Source organism: Mesorhizobium delmotii (assembly GCF_900149755.1).
GTDB classification, from domain to species: Bacteria; Pseudomonadota; Alphaproteobacteria; order Rhizobiales; family Rhizobiaceae; genus Mesorhizobium; species Mesorhizobium delmotii.
Window position 1 is genome coordinate 1,314,765 of record NZ_FUIG01000013.1, and the last position, 18,189, is coordinate 1,332,953.

Genomic DNA, 18,189 nt, shown 5'->3' on the forward strand with positions numbered 1-18,189 from the left:
ATGTGCTCCCATCATAGTGGAGCCATGGCGGTTGATCCAAGCTAGGAAGCTCTCTGGCAATTGTCAATCGTGTTGACAATTGCCGGAACAGCCCCTAGCGTCGTGGTCAGGGAGGAACGAATGGGCAATAATGCCGTGTTCCGCGTGCACGGCCTGAGGAAGTCCTTTGGCCATATCGAGGTGCTTGGCGGCGTCTCGCTCGATTTGCACGCCGGTGAAGTGACCGTGCTGATGGGCGCCAACGGCGCCGGCAAATCCACCCTGGTCAAGATCATAAGCGGCGTCTACGAGCGTGGCGGCGGCACGATGAGCCTTGCCGGCCACGACTTCGCGCCCCAGGACTTTGCGCTCCAGGATTTCGCGCCGAATACGCCGGCGGAGGCGATACGCGCCGGTGTCGTCACTGTTCATCAAAACATCAATGATGGTGTCGTAGCCGACCTCGACGTCGCCACCAATTTGACGCTCGACAGGCTGAGCGGCAGCGGCGCGCCGACCCTGTTCAATCCGGGCCGGGTGCGTCGCGAGGCAAAGGCGGTTGCCGACCGCATGGGGCTGGCCATCGACCTGAGAGCCCGGATCAGCGATCTCTCGCTGGCCGACCGCCAGATGGTGGCGATAGCCCGCGCCATGGCACATCAGCCGAAAGTGCTGATCCTCGATGAGCCGACGTCCTCTCTGTCCAGCGCCGAGGCCGACCGGCTTTTCGCGCTGCTCGACAGGCTTCGCGAGCACGGCGTCGCAATCCTCTACATCTCGCATCGCATGTCGGACATCAGGCGGCTTGCCGACCGGATCGTCTCGATGCGCGACGGCGTCATCTCAGGCGTTTTCGACCGCAAGCCGCTCGACTATGAAGGCGCGGTCAACGCCATGCTCGGCCGCAAGATCCACCTCGACCGGATCGTCGCCAGGAATTCGGCCAGGCTTGTCCTGACGATCGACGGGTTGCGCATTGCGCAAGGCGCCAGGCCGATCGCGCTGACGCTCGGCGACGGCGAAGTCGTTGCCATCACCGGCCTCGTCGGCGTCGGCAAGACCGCGCTCGCCGAGACGCTGTTTGGCGTGCGCAAGCCGCTGTCCGGCACCATGATGCTGAACGGCAAACCCTATGCTCCGGGTTCGACAGGCGAGGCGATCGCCGCCGGCGTATTTCTCGTCGCCAAGGACCGGGGCGAAAACGGGATCGTTGGCGACTTCAACATCCAGGAAAATATCAGCCTGCCGTTCCACAGGCGGATGTCGCGTCTGGGCGTTCTCAAGCGCCGCATCGAGCGCGCCACCGCCCGCCGGCAGATTCGGGAACTGGGCATCGTCTGCCGCTCGGAGAAGGACGAAATGTCGGCGCTTTCCGGCGGCAACCAGCAGAAGGTGATGGTCGCGCGCTGGATGTCGCAGGCCGCAAAACTGTTCATCCTAGACGAGCCGTTTCAGGGCGTCGACATTTCCGCCAGGCGCGATATCGCGGCCAAGCTGCGGGCGAGCGCGAACGGCCGTGCGACGCTGCTGTTCGTCACCGAACTCGACGAGGCGCTGGAGACCGCCGACCGCATCCTGGTGATGTCGGAGCAGACGATCGTTGGCGAACATCGCAACGTCGACGTCGACCTCGAGCGTCTGCTGGCCGAAGTGGCGGGCGGGCCGCTGCACAGCGCAGCGTGAGGCGGGCAGATAATGGGACGTGGAATGGAGAGGGCATGAGTTCGGGTTGGGTAAGGATGGCAGCGGCGCGCGACCATGCCATTCGCTATGGCTTCATCGTTCTGCTGTTCGGGTTGATCGCCTATTTCGCCGTCGCCGCCGATGGCTTCGTCTCGCCGCAGAGCGCCGTCTTCATCTTTCAGTCCGTCGCTATCACCGGCGTGCTGGCGCTCGGCGTCACCGCCACCCTGGTCGTCGGCGGCTTCGACCTGTCGATCGGCTCCGTCGCCACCAGCGCCATGATGGCGGCCGCCTATGTCATGGTGGTGCTGGAGCAGAACGCTGTCGTCGCGGTTGTCGCCTGTCTCGCGATCGGCGTCATCGTCGGGCTCATCAATGGCTGGCTGATCGTCTATATGCGTGTACCGGACCTCCTGGCGACGCTCGGCACGATGTTCCTGCTCGTCGGTTTGCAGCGCATCCCGACCGAGGGCCGCTCGATCGCCACCGGTATGACGATGCCCGACGGCTCGGTCGCCAACGGCACGTTCGGCGCTGGCTTCCTGGCACTTGGCCGCCACCGCTTCGATTTCTTCATCCCGAACCTAATCCCGGTTTCGGTGGTCGTCCTGCTCGTGCTTGCGGTGCTGATCTGGTTTTTTCTCGAATACACCCGTTTCGGCCGCATGATGTATGCGGTCGGCAGCAACGAACGGGCCGCCGAGCTCGCCGGCGCGCCTGTCAAGGCATACAAAATCTGGGCCTACGTTATATCAGGAGTTTTTGCCTCGATCGGCGGCATTTTGCTCGCTGCCCGGCTTGGACGCGGCGACATCGCCTCGGGTAATAATCTCCTGCTCGATGCTGTAGCGGCGGCGCTCATCGGCTACGCGGTCCTCGGCGCCGCCAAGCCGAACGCCTTCGGCACGGCCGTCGGTGCGGTGTTTGTCGGCGTGCTGCTGCAGGGCCTGACGATGATGAACGCGCCCTACTACACGCAGGATTTCATCAAGGGATTGGTTCTGGTGGTTGCCCTTGTCTTCACCTTTGCCCTTTCCGGCAGGGGCAAGAGATAGGATTTCGACAGATAGGATTTCGACCGGCTGAAATTTGAGTTCAACAAGTGGAGGAAACAACATGAAGATCACAAGAAGACTTTTGGGGAAGGCAGCACTCGGGCTTGCCGGCGCCGCGCTGCTGATGCAGGTCCCGGCGATGGCGCAGGACAAGCCGGCGCCGTTCGACAAACCCGGCGCCGTCAAGATCGCGCTGGTCCGCTATCTCTCGACCGGTGACTTCTTCCAGGCCTACCTTTCCGGCGTCGAAGCGCAGGCCAAGGCGCTTGGCGTCGATCTGCGCGTCCTCGACAGCCGTCAGGATGCAGCCCTTCAGGCAGACATGGTCGACCAGGCCATCGCGCTCGGCGTCCAGGGCATCATCATCCAGCACGGCTTGACGGAATCGATGAAGGAAGCCGCCCAGCGCGCGGTCGACGCCGGCATCAAGGTCGTCGCCTTCGACGTCAATGTCGAAAACCCCAAGATACCGCAGATCGAGCAGTCCGACCGCGACCTCGCGCGCCTCGCGCTCGAACAGGCGGTCAAGGACAATGGCGAGAGCTGGAAGGCCGGCTACGTCTACGTCGCCGGCATCGCGCCGCTCGACCGCCGCAACGAGACCTGGGTCGACTTCAAGAAAAAATATGCGGGAATCAACGAGGCGGCGATGTTCGGCACGCTCGACAATCCGATCGCCAATTCCGTCGCCAACCAGGCCCGCTCGGTGCTGTCGGCCAACCCCGACATCAAGGTGATGTTCGCGCCCTATGATGAATTCGCCAAGGGCGTGAAGATCGCCGTCGACGAGGCCGGTCTGTCCCAGGACATCAAGATCTATTCGGCCGACATCTCGACCTCCGACATCGCCGCAATGCGCGAGCCCGACAGCGCCTGGGCGGCAACAGCCGCCACCAATCCGGCTGTCGTCGGCCAGGTTTCGGTGCGCGCCCTGGCTCAGCTTTTGGCCGGCGAAGACCCCGGCCATAACGTCATCGTGCCGCCGACGCTGATCACCCAGAAGGACCTGATCGACAAGGACATCAAGAACATGGAAGACCTCTCGGCCAAGCTGCCGCAGTTCGCTCATGCCGATGTCGCGATGCCGGCCTGGATGCCGAACCCCAACGCCAAATAGCTTTTTACGGCAGGCAAAAGAAAGGAGCGGCTTTCGGGCCGCTCTTTTTGCGTCTGGACTGTTCTTGAGCCTACCGCAGCGCCGCCGCAATGTTGCCGCCATCTACCGTCGTCACATCGGCGGTGGTCCGCTCGGCCAGCGCCTGATGCAGGAAGGCCTGGGCCACGTCTTCGGCCGTCACTTCCTGCCCGAGCAGGTTGCCCGCCATGTATTCCTTCTCCGACACGCCGCGCGCGCCCGAGCGGCTGGCGATCATGGCGTCGGTAAGCAATCCGGAACGGATGCGATCGGCGTTGACGGCATTCGAGCGGATGCCATGGGCGCCGTAGTCGAGGGCATACTGCCTGGACAGGAACAGCGTCGCCGCCTTCGGGATGCCGTAGGCGCCGAACTTCGGACCCGGATTGATTGCCTGCTTGGAGGTGTTGAACAGAAGCACGCCGCCGGTGCCCTGTTCGAGCATGATCCGCACCGCGTTCTGCGCCGCCGACTGGTGGGCGAAGAAATTGAGCTCGAAGCTCTTGCGCAAAGTGGCGTCGTCGAGCTCACCGATCCTGCCCTCCCAGGCCGCACCGGCATTCGAGACGAGAATGTCGAGGCCGCCATAGACGGCGACCGCCTTGTCGAACGCAGCGCGCATCTGCGCCGGATCGGTGATGTCGGCGCCGATGCCGATCGAACTGTTGCCGGCCCTCTTCGCCGCGTCCGCCGCCCTTGCTGCGTCGAGATCGACGACGACGGCATGGGCGCCGTTGTCGGCGAACAGCTTTGCGGTGGCGGCACCAATTGCGCCGGCGCCGCCGGTGACCAGCACAACCTGGCCGGTCAGCGGCTTCGGCTTATTGGAGGCGAGCTTGGCCTGTTCCAGCGACCAGTATTCGAGCGGAAACAGGTCGGCTTTGGACAGTGGATGGAAATCGCCGATCGCTTCGGCGCCGCGCACCGCCTCGATCCACATTTCGCCGACGTCGGAGGCGATCTTCGCGTCCTTCAGTGTGCGGCCATGGCCGAACATGCCGAGTCCCGGCACCAGCGTCAGCCGCGGCATCTGGTCGAGCATCGTGCGCTTGACATCGTCGAGCGCGTCGTTGGTTTCGAAGTAGGCGCGATAGTCCTTGGCGAATTTTTCGACATACTGGCGGATGACGGATTTGTAGTCGCCGATCTTGTCCGCGTCGGGCGCCGGCAGCGCCATCGGTCCGGTCTTGATGCGGATCGACAGGTCGGGTGTCGACACGCCGCGCCCGGCATAGTCGGCAATCCTTGCCGAATTGATGAAATCGACGATCGCGTCCGACGTGCGGAAATCGCTGATCATGCGGTCGAAGCGGCCTTCGCCGCGTGCCACCGCCACTGCGCCGCGCAGGATCGGCGCAATTTCTGCAGGCTTCGCCAGCCTGGCCGGCAAGGCGGCTTTTTCGGTGCGCGGCTTGCCGTGGCTGGTGATGAAATCCTCGGCGACGTTCACATAATGGATCATCCGGTCGTAAGCCTGTTTGGCATCGTCGCCGAAGGTGAAAATGCCATGCTTGTCGAGGATCAGGCCTTCGACCGTCGGGTCGGCATCGAAGACATCGGCAGCCGCCTTCGCCAGGTCAAAGCCCGGCATTATATAAGGCACGAACCCCATCTTGTTGCCGAAGACCTTCCTGCTCAGCGCCTCGCTGTCGTCCTGGTCGACGATGGCCAGGACAGCGGTCGAGTGCGTATGGTCGACGAACTTATGCGGCAGGAAGGCGTGCAGCAGCGTCTCGACCGAAGGGTTCGGCGAAGACGGATCGATGAGGTTTACCCGCTGCAGGGCGACCATATCTTCGTCGGAGAGTTTTTTGAGCGACCGCGCCTTGAGCAGCGCGCCGAGCTTGACCGCCGGCAGGCCCTGCGGCTCGATGACGCCCATGTCCCAGCCGCTGCCCTTGACGCAAAGCACGTCCCATTCGTCGCCGACCAGATCGGTCGCTTTTGTCTTGCAGGATGTGTTGCCGCCGCCATGCAGGACAAGCCGCGGTTCGCCGCCCAGAAGCCTGGTCGTATAGACGCGCAGCGCCAGGTCGCGGGCCACACCCTTTGTTGCATAGTCGGCAACCAACTTCTCCGCGTCGCCGTCATTCCACAGGTTCTTCATGTTCGCTTCGTCCGATTTGCTCTCGTTGTGAAACAGGAATGCCGCGACGCCTTGATGACAATGCGTCCGCGGCGGAGTTTGCGTGTCTAGGCGACCTTTTCCGCCGCCGGTCCGGCATGGTCGAGCAGCCGTCGCGCCATCCGAGCGCCGACCACCAGATGCGTGCACAGCCCACCTGCGATCGCCGCCACCAGCGGTCCGAACTTGCTGTCCTCCTGCACCACCACGAGGCGCTTTTCGATCTTGCGCAGCGATGACAGCTCCGCCGAAATGATCCGCCGGTTGTAGCTGCAGTCGAGCGCCTTGCCTTGCGCGTCGATGATCTGCCCGGCGATGACGCCGGCAGCCCCGGCACGGCGCAGCACCTCCATTTCGCTAGCCGTCAGCGCGCCGCATTTGACGACGTGGCTATCGGCGTCGACGGTGCCGACCGAGTACAACGCCAGGTTGCATTCACTAATGCCCGATAGCTGCTCGCGGATCACCGGCTCGGCGCGCAGGCCGCGCGCCAGTTCTTCCGTCGTCAGCACCAGCGGCGCATAGAAATTGAGCCCCTTGGCGTTGAGCCGGCGTGCGATTTCCATGGTGCATTGGTCGGGCCGGTAGGAATAGGGGGCCCCGAGATTTCCGCAGAGCTGCACCACCGTCACATCCTGCAGATCGGCATAGGACATGATGTCTGCGATCGTATAGATGGTCCGTCCCCAGGCGACGCCGATGCGGTCGCCCTTCTTGATCAGTTCGAGAAAGACGCTTGCCGCCAGCACCGCGATGTCGGTCGACGGATCGGCGATATGGCCGTTTTCCGGCGCGATCCAGACGGCGTCGAGCTTCAGCGCGTCTTCGAGCTGGCGCGCGAGGACATCGTCGGTGAAAAGCTGGGTCGAGGTCGAGATGTTGACGATGCCGGTCTCGCGCGCCTTGCGCAGATACATGGCGACCGAGGCTCGGGAAATCTTGAGCTGGCTGGCCACCTGGTCCTGGCGCAAGCCATGGGCATAGTAGAGCCAGGCGGCCTTGTGGATAAGCTGTTCTGCCGGTCGGATCGCCATGCCATCTCCTCGCTGACATTATTCATGGCTCTCGACAAAAGTCAAACCGAGCGAGGGTAAACGATGCCCATTCGCTCGCTTTATCTAGATCTTCATTGTGCCAAATGCGCCCTATCGTGGCATCGTTGGTGGTGACGGGCCGGAAGCCTGTGGGGTAGAAGGGCTCGATCAGATATTACAGCGCCGCGCGTCCTTTCGGACGCGCAAAGGACGCTGTAACACTTTGATCTTGCGCATGCCCCGAAAATCGATTCCGATTTTGGGGACATGCGCCAGGGGAGGACGGGATGGGCAATCCCTACGAACAGAATCTCGACAGGAATCCAGCCAACCACCAGCCGCTGACGCCGCTCAGCTATCTGGAGCGGGCGGCAAAGACCTTTCCCGACCATGTCGCTATCATCCATGGTCGCCAGCGCACGACCTATCGTGATTTCTGGCGGCGGTCGCTGAAGCTGGCCTCGGCGCTGCAGAGGCGCGGCATCGGCAAGGGCGACACCGTCACCGTGATGTTGTCCAACACGCCGCCGATGCTGGAAGCGCATTTCGGCGTGCCGATGACCAAGGCGGTGCTGCATTCGCTCAACACCCGCCTCGATGCCGCGGTCATCGCCTTCCAGCTCGACCATGCCGAAACCAAGGTGCTTGTCGTCGATCGCGAATTCGCAAATGTCGTCAGCGAGGCGCTGGCGCTGGCTAAGGTAAAACCGCTGGTCATCGACTATGACGATCCCGAATACGCCACTGATGCCCCTTATCCCAAGGGCGAGCGGATCGGCGCGCTTGACTACGAGACCTTCCTCGCGGGTGGCGACGAGGATTTCGCCTGGTCGATGCCCGACGACGAATGGGATGCGATCTCGCTCAACTACACTTCCGGCACGACAGGCAATCCCAAGGGCGTCGTCTATCATCATCGCGGTGCGGCACTGATGGCCTACGCCAACACCATCCATGCCAGTATGGGTAAGCATGCGGTGTATCTGTGGACGCTGCCGATGTTCCACTGCAATGGCTGGTGCTTTCCGTGGACGCTGGCCGTGCAGGCCGGCACCCATGTCTGCCTGCGCTGGGTGCGGGCGAAGCCGATCTACGACGCCATTGCCGATCATGGCGTCACCCATTTGTGCGGCGCGCCGATCGTGATGTCGGTGCTGATCAACGCCAGGGACGAGGACAAGCGGCAATTTCCGCAGACGGTCACGTTCAGCACCGCCGCGGCACCGCCGCCGGAAGCAGTGCTGTCGGGCATGGCCGATGCAGGCTTTGCGGTCACTCACCTCTATGGCCTTACCGAGACCTATGGCCCGGCCGTCGTCAACGAATGGCATGGCGAGTGGGACGGGCTCGACAAGGGTCTCAGGGTGGCGAGGAAGGCCAGGCAAGGCGTGCGCTATGCCGCGCTCGAGGATCTGACGGTGATGGACCCCGAGACGATGGCGGAAACGCCGGCCGACGGCGAGACGATCGGCGAGGTCATGTTCCGCGGCAACATCGTCATGAAGGGCTATCTGAAGAACCGCAAGGCGAGCGGCGAGGCCTTCGCCGGCGGCTGGTTCCACTCGGGCGACCTCGGCGTCAGGCATCCCGACGGCTATATCCAGCTCAAGGACCGCTCCAAGGACATCATCATTTCCGGCGGCGAGAACATCTCCTCGATCGAGGTCGAGGAGGCGCTCTACAAGCATCCTGCCGTCGCCTTCTGCGGCGTCGTCGCCAGGCCCGACGACAAATGGGGCGAGGTGCCGGTCGCCTATGTCGAGCTGAAGCCGGGCGGGACGGCGACCGAAGCCGAGATCATCGATCACTGCCGCGCGCTGCTCGCCCGCTTCAAGGTGCCGAAAGCAGTTCTCTTCGCCGAAATTCCGAAGACCTCAACCGGCAAGATCCAGAAGTTCAGGCTGAGGGAGATGGCGAAGGCCAGTGCGCCGCAGCTTTGAGCCAGTGGGCGCTGGCATCCAGCATGAATGAACCTTTCAGTCGTGCCCGACGACATAGCTGTGTTCCGATTACTCCGCAGTCGCGGAGGTAATCCAAAATCGGGGATAGAACACATGAAGAGCTTACTCTTGCTTGCCGGGACAGCCGCCCTCGGCCTTGTTATCGTCTCTGGATCGATTGCACCCGCTGAAGCCGCCGGATGCTATTATCGGTTGTACCACGACGGTCATGGCGTCGTGACCGGAAAACTCGCAATACAGGGATACGCCTCCGCCGCCAAACTGGACAACGCCTGCGATCGCGCGCGTCGCGAATGCAATCGCCGCTTCGAGCGCGCGCGCAAAAAGGGAAATATCCCTCGTAGCGGCCCGCGTGATGTGCGCTGCATTCGCACAGCGGCGGGATAAAACGTGTCGCTCTAATGCATGTCGCGCAAAAGTGTGCAGCGGTTTTGCGATAACGACGTGCATAAAACAATAACCTAAAGCGCGTCGCATGTGCCCGGTCAAACGTGACGCGCTTTAGGGTGCCGGCCGGCCATCGCCAAGACGCGAAGGTCGGCTGTTGCTTTCGAGTGTCGAAGGCGGGCACGGACATTGACCTCGACACGGCTCGGGCGCCAATTAATTGCAACCTCGCAAGCTCACAACCAGGCTCGGTCCCGACGGGCATTTACCGCGCCAGATCCGCTTGCGATCGCGCCGCACAGAAAGTGCCGCCTCTTTCAACGGCATGTCGAGCCCGATATACTCGCTCATGGTTGTTCTCCGTTCGATGCTTGGGCCCGGCGTCCAGTCGTGAGCCCGTATCTCCATCTTATCGGGGAACAACCACCCGCTCTTCAATGCCGTGACCTTCCGGCCTTGGCGGATCGCTCCCGCGATTGCCTCGCAGCGGCTGGATCGGCTGAACGGAGCAAACAAGATCACTCAGTGTCGGATCGAGCGCCTCCCGATCGTCCTCGATACAGAACCAAGAAGATTAGCAGGAGGAGCATTCCAATGGAGAACACGGCGCGCGACGCCGAGGCACACATCCAGGCGCTCATCGAGCGTTGGGCGAATGCCGTGCAGCAGCAAGACCTGGAGACAATCATTGCGGATCACGCGACGGACCTTGTGATGTTCGATGTCCCACCCCCGAACGAACTCAGGGGAATTGAGGCCTACCGCGATAGCTGGGGCCCGTTCTTCGAGCACTTCAAGCAGGGCGGCGTTTTCGCGATCGAGCGGCTGGATGTCACGGCGGGCGACCGGGTTGCTTTTGCTACCGCATTGCTGCGGTGCGGCACCAGGGAAGAGCTTGAAAAGGACCCGGCAACCCGCCTCCGGCTCACCGTCGGATTACGGAAGGAAGGTGACCTTTGGATCATCGCTCACGAGCATCACTCGTATCCTTACAAGCCGGACTGAGCAGCGCATCGGGGTCAAGCGATCGTGACAGCGCGAGTGGTGCAATTGGCGGAGGAGGAAACTCATGCCGGTTCTCAGAACATCAGAGCCTGAAGGTCAAGACGAGATCCTTCCTCGGCCATGGGCGCGAAAAGCCGCCGCGGTCAGGAAAGCCGGGCGGATCGTCGCCCTGACCGGGGTCATACTGCCGCTTCTCATGATCGGCGGGATGAAGTTCACGGCTGTTGAGATCGAGGCGTTGAGGCCGCTGATCGGCGGCACGCCTTGGCTCGCCTGGATGTATCCGGCATTTGGTGAAGCCGGTGCCTCTTATGTGCTTGGCGTCGTCGAGATCGCGACCGCGCTTCTCCTGATTGCCTCCCCCTGGTCGACGCGCGCCGGTGTCGCCGGCGGGGCATTGGCCGCCCTGATTTTCCTGGTCACCTGTTCGATTATGGTTGCCCTGCCGATCTGGGAGCCTACGCTGGGCTTTCCCGCGCTCGGTCCCGCCGGTCAGTTCCTGATCAAGGACATTGCGCTGCTCGGCATCGCGCTTGTCATACTGGGCGAAAGCCTGAACAGATTAAACAAATCGGCTACCTAAGCGAATCCAGGCCGAAGGCGAGTGGCAGACCACGCCATCCGCACAGCCGCGCCAAATGGCGGGGCGCCACCTGCTGCGACATTGTGGGACAGGCACAGGCTGCCTGCGCGCCCACCCGGACTACACCTTCGACTAGATCGAAAACGCCCCGCTCGCCACCACGATGCCGCGTCCAGAGACGCTCACTGAGCCGGCATCTACATCTACCTCGATGATGCTGGTACGTCCGAGCGCCGTGCCTTGCTCGATCTTGATTACGCCGGGCTGTGCAAGACCGTGTGCAACGAGATGTGCGGCGAGCGGACCAGCCGCCGTACCGGTTGCCGGATCCTCGGAAATGCCAACAGTCGGGTTGAAAAAGCGTGCATACGCCGTGGTTTCGGGCAGCCGTGGATCGAGTGAGAAGACGTAGCAGCCTTCCCCGCCGATCTGGTTGAGCAGGTCGAAAAGCTGTTTGGCATCCGGCGAAATCCGGTCGACGGCTTCGCGATCGCGGATCGGCACCAGGAGATGGGCAGCACCGGTCGAGACCACCTGGCAAGGCACGACCTCAGCCGCTATTTCTTCAGTATTAAGGCCGAGTGCCGTGGCAAGAGCGCCAAGGTTTGAGAGCTGCCGGCCGGCCGCTGGGGCTTCTTGCTGCATAATGATCTTTTCGAGTTTCCCTTGGCTTTGCCAGATAGCCAATGGATACACCAAGTCGCCGATCTGTTGGTGAAACCATGTTGGCCCATCGCCCAGATCGAGCCGCCCCGCTGCAGCGAGCCACCACCAAGCCCCTAGCGTGTTGTGGCCGCCAGCACCGAAAACCTCTACGCCTTTCGGCGTGAAAGAGCGCAACTTCCAGTCGGCGTCCTCCCGGGTCGCCGGTAGCACAAAGGTTGTCTCGGACTGGTTGAACTCACGTGCAATGTTCTGCATGAGCTCGAGCGCCAACTCGCCACCGCCGTCGACCACCGCAAGTGAATTGCCCGTCAGCGGCTCTACCGCGAAGACATCGACGAAATGAAATGGAATTGTTCTGCTCATGGTTTCCTCCGATGACCTGCGGGCCCGTTTCAGTCGTTCGGCTGAATGTTTGGACGGTTGCCAATGTCCTGCATTGCAGAACAATCTCTAGCGAAGATGCGAGAGCACGTTGAGCAGTTTGCCGGTCGGGTCGGCAATGAAGAAACGTCTTACGCCCCACGGTTCGTCGGTCAAATCATAGACCAGTCTGCAACCGATCTCGTTTGCGCGAAGATAAACCGCGTCGACATTGTCGACCTCGATCGACAGATCGGGCACCGGCGCGCCTGAGCCGCCCTCGCTGGCGATGCTGATCTGGGGGATGGTGGTTTCGCTGGACGCCAGCGTGACGAGCCACCCGTGATCCATGACGGCATCGAGCCCGAACAAGTCGGTATAGAACTTCCGAACATCCGGAATGCTGTCTGTGGCGATATTCGAGACGATGCGCAGCACGGTCATCCCAACTCTCCTTTCCGCGGCTTGGATGATAACGCATTGCTGCGCGCCGCGGAGCACGTCTTGAATAAAATAAGGCGCCCGATCACCTGAGCCTGGCGGGTGGCCCGTGCACGGCCCGCAGCAGGCTTCATTAACGCTGTTCACGCCCAAGTTGTGTCAACAGATGTCACCAGTCGCCCAAGACGGATAATGTCGCAGTTGACAGGCGGGCGATTTCGAATTACGAGTGACGAAATTCAAAATTCGTCACTCGTAATTGAGCTAATGAAACACGATGAATGATACCCTTGATACCCTCGATACGGCGGCCGACGTGGTCCGGCAGGAGAATGTCGCGCGCATCCTCGATTGCGCAGAGCGGCTGTTCCGCCACTACGGCTATGGCAAGACCAACGTCGCCGACATAGCGCGTGAACTCGGCATGTCGACGGCCAACATCTACCGTTTCTTCGCCTCCAAGGTCGAAATCCACCAGGCCGTTTGCGGCCGCATGCTCGCTACCTGCTACCAACTGACCTACGACGCCTGCCATGGTCCCGGAACAGCCAGCGAAAAGCTTCGCCGCTACGTTCAAACTCATTATCAGTGGACCCGCGACACCATGCTCGACCAGGAGAAGGTGCACGAAATGGTCGTCGTTGCCATCGAACGCGATTGGCATGTCATCGAGAAGCATATCGACAGGATCCGCGGCTTGGTGGCGGAGGTGATCAGCGACGGTATCGCAACCGGCGAGTTTGCCGATCAGGACCCGGAAGTCGCTTCGCGGTGTTTCAGCGCCGCTATCATCACCCTCTGTCATCCGCAGATGGTCGCCCAGTGCCTTGCCAAAAAGAATCGGGCGATGCCGGACGAGCTTATCGAGTTTGCGATCAGGGCCTTGAAGAAATGACCGGCGTCCGCCGGTCGTCGACAATCCATATCCAGTTCGGGAGTACGCAAGTGCCTTTGTCCAAATCCATCATGAACAGGCTGCCGGCCATTGGTCCGGCTCTGGTCGTCGTCGCGGCGCTTGGGCTCGCCGGCTGCTCGCAAGAAAAAGTGGAAGTCAAGGACATCGTCCGGCCGGTCAAGGTCGTCGAGATCGCCAAGGCGAACGATACCCGAGAGCTTTCCTACTCCGGATCGGTGCGCGCCCGCACCGAGATGAACCTTGGCTTCCGCATCAACGGCAAGATCACCGAGCGCTTGGTCGACATCGGCCAGCGCGTGAAGCCGGGCGATGTTCTTGCCCGCATCGATCCCGCCGACTACGACCTTTCAGTCAACAGCGCCGAGGCCAGCCTCGAGGCGGCCGAGCGGCAGGTCGAGACGACAGGCCTTGCCCGCCGTCGTGCCGAACAGTTGTTTGCCAAGAACTTTGCATCGAAATCGCAGCTCGAACAGGCGACGCTCAGCTATGATCAGGCGGTCGCCACCCGAAATTCCGCCCGCTCAGCGCTAGACCAGGCGAAAAACCAGGTCCTCTACACCGACCTCAAGGCGGACAGGAGCGGCATCGTCACATCAGTCGCCGCCGATGTCGGTCAGGTGGTCGGCTCCGGCACGCCGGTTGTGACGGTTGCCGTTGATGGCGAAAAGGAAGTGCTGATCGCCGTTCCGGAAATGGATATCGCCCAGTTCAAGCCGGGCAAGAATGTCAAGGCAAGCTTCTGGTCCGACGATGCGTTGACGCTCGACGGCAAGGTCCGTGAAGTCGCCGGCAGCGCCGATCAGCAGTCGCGTACCTTTGCCGTTCGCGTCAGCCTGCCTAACGATCCGCGCGTGCTTCTCGGCATGACCGCGAACATCGAGGCTTCGGCGGCCAACAGCAGCCCGCAAAGCGTATCGATCCCGTTGAGCGCACTGGCGCAAAAAGATGGCCAGCAGATCGTCTGGACCGTGGACCGCAACGGCGAGACCGTCCATGCGCGTCCGATCAAGGTCGCCGAGTTCACCGCCGACGGCGTGCATGTTGCCGAAGGATTGAAACCCGGCGACGTCGTCGTTGCGGCGGGCACGCAATTCATGGCCGAAAATCTCAAGGTCAAGCTGCCCGGCGATGCGGTGCAACAGTCCGCATCGGCGGACGATGATGGCGACGTCGCCAAGCGCGTGCGCTGACGGCCAAGAATAAAACGGCTTTTCCTCGCATCGGCGCAAGCCGCGAGGTCAAGCGGTTCATGGTTTCCGGGCGGCAGGGTGCCCGATTGTCGAGACGTCAGGTCGATGTAACCCCCCACATCGATCCTTGCGTCCCACCGCGATGAGTGTCTCTCCGCTCGGAAAGCCTCGCCGCCCGGAAGCCAGCATTAGAAGCTCCGTGGGCATGCCGTGTGCGTGCGCTGACGATCAGACAAATGGACTGGCGCTATGACCACCGACACCAATGAAAAGCGGCCCTTCAATCTTTCGCGCTGGGCAATCGGGCACCCGAGCATTGCGCGGTTCCTGTTCGGCTTGATCATCGTTGCCGGTGCGCTCGGCCTGATGCGCATGGGCCAGAAGGAAGACCCGGACTTCACCTTCCGCGTCATGGTCGTCCAGGCTGTCTGGCCGGGGGCCTCGATCCAGGAGATGGAGGACCAGGTCGTCAACAAAATCGAGCGCAAGCTGCAGGAAACCCCGCATCTCGATTTCGTCCGTTCCTACACGCGCGCCGGCAGCGCCATCATCACCTTGCAGGTGGAAGGCGACACCAATCCCACGCAAGTCGCGGATGCCTTTTACCAGGTGCGCAAGAAGGTCGGCGACATCGCCAATGAGCTGCCTCAGGGGCTGCTCGGGCCCTACTTCAACGATGAGTTCGGCGACACTTTCATCACCTTGCATTCGATCAGCGGCGACGGCTACAGCTATCCCGAGCTGAAGAAATTAGCCATCCAGGCGCGTGACATGCTGCTGACGACGCCCGGCGTCGAAAAGGCCGTGATCATCGGCGACCAGCCGGAAAAACTCTACATCGACGTTTCGTCCAAGGTGCTTGCCGAGCGTGGCCTGACGCTCACCGATCTGCAGAACGCGATCAAGGGCCAGAACAATGTCGATCCGGCAGGCTCGGTCGACACCGGCCAGCGTTCGGTGCGCATCTCGGTCGAAGGCAACGTGACGGAGGCGGCCGACATTCGCGAACTTCGCCTGCGCGCCGGCAACCAGGTGACGCGCCTCGGCGACATCGCCACCGTGACCACAGGCCTCGAAGACCCCTATCAGCGCAAATACCGCTTCAACGGCCACGACAGTGTCCAGGTCGGTGTCGTCATGGCCAAGGGCTTCAACGTCACCGATGTCGGCAAGGACGTTGAGGCGACCTATCACCGCTTCGAAGAGGCGTTGCCTTACGGCGTTTCGGTCGATCAGATCGCCGACCAGCCGGAAGTCGTCAGGGAAGCGGTGACCGAGTTCATGGAAGCGCTTGGCGAGGCGCTGTTGATCGTGCTTGTCGTCTCGTTCCTGACGATCGGCTGGCGTTCGGGCCTGGTGATCGCGATCACCATTCCGCTCGTTCTGGCCGCCACCTTCGCCATCATGTACGAGATCGGCATCGATCTGCAGCGCATTTCGCTCGGCGCGCTGATCATCGCGCTCGGCCTGCTCGTCGACGACGCGATGATCGTCGTCGAAATGATGGAGCGCAAGCTCGAGGAAGGACTGGTCAAGGTCGAGGCGGCGAGCTTCGCCTATACCTCGACGGCCTTCCCGATGCTGTCCGGCACGCTGATCACCACGGCCGGCTTCATTCCGGTCGGCTTCGCCGCCTCGACGGCCGGTGAATACGTACGTACGCTGTTCTACGTCGTCGGCATCGCGCTGGTCGTCTCCTGGTTCGTGGCGGTCTACTTCACGCCGTGGCTTGGTCATATGATCCTCAAGCAGCGAAAACACGCCGGCAGCCATCACGATGTTTTCGATACGCCCTTTTACCGCCGGCTTCGCGCCACCGTCGGCTGGTCCGTGCGCCACCGCATCATCGTGCTGGTCATGACACTGGTGACCTTCGCAACCAGCCTGTGGGCGTTCCAGTTCATCCCGCAGAATTTCTTCCCGCAGTCATCGCGTCCGGAAATCCTTGTCGACCTCTGGCTGCCGGAGGGCACCAGCATCAAGGAAGTCGAGACGCAGGCCAAGGCGCTCGAAACCAGGATGATGGACGACAAGGACAAGCGCTTCATCGCCACCTATATCGGTGAGGGCGCGCCGCGCTTCTTCCTGCCGCTCGACCAGCAGCTTCGCAATCCGAACTTCGCCCAGCTTCTGGTGATGGCCAATGACGAACCGGCCCGCGAACGGCTGATCGTCAAGCTGCGCACCATTCTGGCCGAGGATTTCCCGTCGGTCCGGGCCAAGGTCGACCGCCTGTTCCTCGGGCCACCCACGGGCTGGCCGGTGCAGATGCGCGTCATGGGCCCGGATCGCCAGGAGGTGCGCCGCATCGCCGACGAGGTGAAGGCGAAGTTCCAGGCAAATCCGCTGCTCGGCGCCGTTCACGACGACTGGCTGGAGCCGGTGCCGGAGATGAAGCTGGTGATCGACCAGGATCGCGCCCGGGCGCTCGGCGTCACCTCGCAGCGCATCCGCCAGATGCTGCAGGCAAGCATGTCGGGGGCGCCGCTCGATGATTTCCGCGACGGCGAGGAGACCGTTTCGATCGTCGCCCGGGAACCAGCGGCGAGCCGCCACCTGCTGTCGGCGGTCGACTCGGTCTCTGTCCCGACGGATTTCGGTGGCTTCGTGCCGCTGTCGCAGATCGCCAAGGTCGTCCCGGTGCTGGAGCAAGGCGTCGAATGGCGGCGCGACCGCCTGCCGACCATCAGCGTGCGTGCCACGCTGCCGGATGGCGTGCAGTCGAACGATGTCGTGATGAAGATGTACAGCGAGATGCAAGGCCTGCGCGACGGTCTGGCACCCGGCTACAACATCGAGATCCAGGGCGGCGCCGAGGATTCGGCCGAAAGTCAGGCCTCCATTGCTGCGAAAGCTCCAATCATGCTGGCCGTCATCGTCGTGCTGCTGATGATCCAGCTGCAGCACTTCGGCAAGGCGATGCTGGTGCTGGCGACCGGTCCGCTCGGCATCATCGGCGCGGCGGCGGCACTTTTGATCAGTGGCGCACCGTTCGGCTTCGTCGCGATCCTCGGCGTGATCGCCCTGCTCGGCATCATCATGCGCAACTCGATCATCCTGGTCGACCAGATCGACCAGGATATCGCGGCCGGCATGGAACGCTCGGAGGCCATCATCGGCTCGGCGGTCCGCCGTTTCCGGCCGATCATGCTGACGGCGTTGACGGCGGTCCTGGCGCTGATCCCGATTTCGCGCGGCGTCTTCTGGGGTCCGCTCGCCTATGCCATGATGGGCGGCATCCTCGTCGCCACCGTGCTCACCATCCTCGTCCTTCCGGCAGGCTATGCCTTGTTCTTCGGCAGGGAGCGCAAGAAGGCCGAAGATGCGGAGCAGGCGGCCGAGGCGGCAGAAGCAAGCGAAAGGCCGCAACTGGCCCTGGCAGCCGAATAACGGTCGAGGCAATCGCGCACGTTGGCGCCGCCCCTCATCTGCCTGCCGGCATCTTCTCCCCGTATAGTGACTGTATAGTGACGGGGAGAAGGGGCTGGCCGCACCCCTCGGCGCGCTTCTTTGAAGCGCTGGATATTGGCGAAATCCTTTGCGAAGGCGTCCTTCTCCCCGTCACTATACGGGGAGAAGTGCCCGGCAGGGCGATGAGGGGCGGCGCAGAGATCGATGATTAATCTCAAGTGATTGTTGCTTGGCGCGACACTGATCTCGCCTCTTGGT

General features: G+C 62.3%; 14 protein-coding genes and 1 pseudogene. 10 read left to right on the top strand and 5 right to left on the bottom strand.

All coding sequences use genetic code 11. The annotated features are described in order from the left end of the window. Nucleotides 1-120 precede the first annotated feature (120 nt). The 3 genes from BQ8482_RS07750 (at nucleotide 121) to BQ8482_RS07760 (ending at nucleotide 3,834) form a co-directional block, all read left to right on the top strand. Nucleotides 121-1,662, top strand: coding sequence for a sugar ABC transporter ATP-binding protein (locus tag BQ8482_RS07750; RefSeq protein ID WP_123147455.1), 1,542 nt, complete (start codon nucleotides 121-123; stop codon nucleotides 1,660-1,662). Between the two features lie 35 nt (nucleotides 1,663-1,697). Then, on the top strand, nucleotides 1,698-2,717 hold the full coding sequence (locus BQ8482_RS07755) for an ABC transporter permease (protein WP_244602654.1): 1,020 nt from the start codon (nucleotides 1,698-1,700) through the stop codon (nucleotides 2,715-2,717). 61 nt (nucleotides 2,718-2,778) lie between these two features. Further along, nucleotides 2,779-3,834, top strand: coding sequence for a substrate-binding domain-containing protein (locus BQ8482_RS07760; protein WP_123146924.1), 1,056 nt, complete (start codon nucleotides 2,779-2,781; stop codon nucleotides 3,832-3,834). A 70-nt stretch (nucleotides 3,835-3,904) separates the two neighbouring features. Here the strand turns inward: BQ8482_RS07760 and BQ8482_RS07765 are convergent, their stop codons facing one another. Further along, the gene (locus tag BQ8482_RS07765) at nucleotides 3,905-5,959 is read right to left on the bottom strand and encodes a bifunctional aldolase/short-chain dehydrogenase (protein WP_123146925.1); all 2,055 of its coding nucleotides are present in this window, start codon (nucleotides 5,957-5,959) and stop codon (nucleotides 3,905-3,907) included. A gap of 86 nt (nucleotides 5,960-6,045) precedes the next feature. Then, nucleotides 6,046-7,011: a sugar-binding transcriptional regulator gene (locus BQ8482_RS07770; protein ID WP_123146926.1), complete on the bottom strand. Its 966-nt coding sequence runs from the start codon at nucleotides 7,009-7,011 to the stop codon at nucleotides 6,046-6,048. A gap of 287 nt (nucleotides 7,012-7,298) precedes the next feature. Here BQ8482_RS07770 and BQ8482_RS07775 point away from each other — a divergent pair, with 287 nt between their 5' ends. Both BQ8482_RS07775 and BQ8482_RS37620 read left to right on the top strand, forming a co-directional pair. Then, nucleotides 7,299-8,951, top strand: coding sequence for an acyl-CoA synthetase (locus BQ8482_RS07775; RefSeq protein ID WP_123147456.1), 1,653 nt, complete (start codon nucleotides 7,299-7,301; stop codon nucleotides 8,949-8,951). A 114-nt stretch (nucleotides 8,952-9,065) separates the two neighbouring features. Next, the gene (locus BQ8482_RS37620) at nucleotides 9,066-9,359 is read left to right on the top strand and encodes a hypothetical protein (RefSeq protein ID WP_133254706.1); all 294 of its coding nucleotides are present in this window, start codon (nucleotides 9,066-9,068) and stop codon (nucleotides 9,357-9,359) included. 240 nt (nucleotides 9,360-9,599) lie between these two features. Here BQ8482_RS37620 and BQ8482_RS39035 read toward each other — a convergent pair. Then, nucleotides 9,600-9,710, bottom strand: a pseudogene (locus tag BQ8482_RS39035) (IS110 family transposase); the annotation flags it as partial. 243 nt (nucleotides 9,711-9,953) lie between these two features. On the opposite strand from BQ8482_RS39035, the gene BQ8482_RS07790 reads away from it, so the two are divergent. Both BQ8482_RS07790 and BQ8482_RS07795 read left to right on the top strand, forming a co-directional pair. Further along, nucleotides 9,954-10,364 carry a YybH family protein gene (locus tag BQ8482_RS07790; protein ID WP_123146928.1) on the top strand — a complete coding sequence of 137 codons (411 nt, stop codon included), beginning with the start codon at nucleotides 9,954-9,956 and terminating at the stop codon, nucleotides 10,362-10,364. Between the two features lie 64 nt (nucleotides 10,365-10,428). Continuing rightward, nucleotides 10,429-10,947, top strand: a complete 519-nt coding sequence (locus BQ8482_RS07795; protein ID WP_123146929.1) for a DUF417 family protein — start codon at nucleotides 10,429-10,431, stop codon at nucleotides 10,945-10,947. Between the two features lie 132 nt (nucleotides 10,948-11,079). Here the strand turns inward: BQ8482_RS07795 and BQ8482_RS07800 are convergent, their stop codons facing one another. Both BQ8482_RS07800 and BQ8482_RS07805 read right to left on the bottom strand, forming a co-directional pair. After that, nucleotides 11,080-12,060, bottom strand: a complete 981-nt coding sequence (locus tag BQ8482_RS07800) for a PhzF family phenazine biosynthesis protein (RefSeq protein ID WP_208867600.1) — start codon at nucleotides 12,058-12,060, stop codon at nucleotides 11,080-11,082. Nucleotides 12,061-12,063: 3 nt separating this feature from the next. After that, nucleotides 12,064-12,417, bottom strand: coding sequence for a VOC family protein (locus BQ8482_RS07805; RefSeq protein WP_123146931.1), 354 nt, complete (start codon nucleotides 12,415-12,417; stop codon nucleotides 12,064-12,066). A gap of 274 nt (nucleotides 12,418-12,691) precedes the next feature. On the opposite strand from BQ8482_RS07805, the gene BQ8482_RS07810 reads away from it, so the two are divergent. The 3 genes from BQ8482_RS07810 (at nucleotide 12,692) to BQ8482_RS07820 (ending at nucleotide 17,910) form a co-directional block, all read left to right on the top strand. Next, entirely contained in the window at nucleotides 12,692-13,309 is a 618-nt protein-coding gene (locus tag BQ8482_RS07810; protein ID WP_123146932.1) for a TetR/AcrR family transcriptional regulator, read from the top strand. A 71-nt stretch (nucleotides 13,310-13,380) separates the two neighbouring features. Continuing rightward, complete coding sequence (locus BQ8482_RS07815) at nucleotides 13,381-14,520, top strand: efflux RND transporter periplasmic adaptor subunit (protein WP_425294084.1); 1,140 nt, start codon at nucleotides 13,381-13,383, stop codon at nucleotides 14,518-14,520. Between the two features lie 249 nt (nucleotides 14,521-14,769). Next, the gene (locus BQ8482_RS07820) at nucleotides 14,770-17,910 is read left to right on the top strand and encodes an efflux RND transporter permease subunit (RefSeq protein ID WP_123146934.1); all 3,141 of its coding nucleotides are present in this window, start codon (nucleotides 14,770-14,772) and stop codon (nucleotides 17,908-17,910) included. The last annotated feature ends 279 nt before the right edge of the window (nucleotides 17,911-18,189 follow it).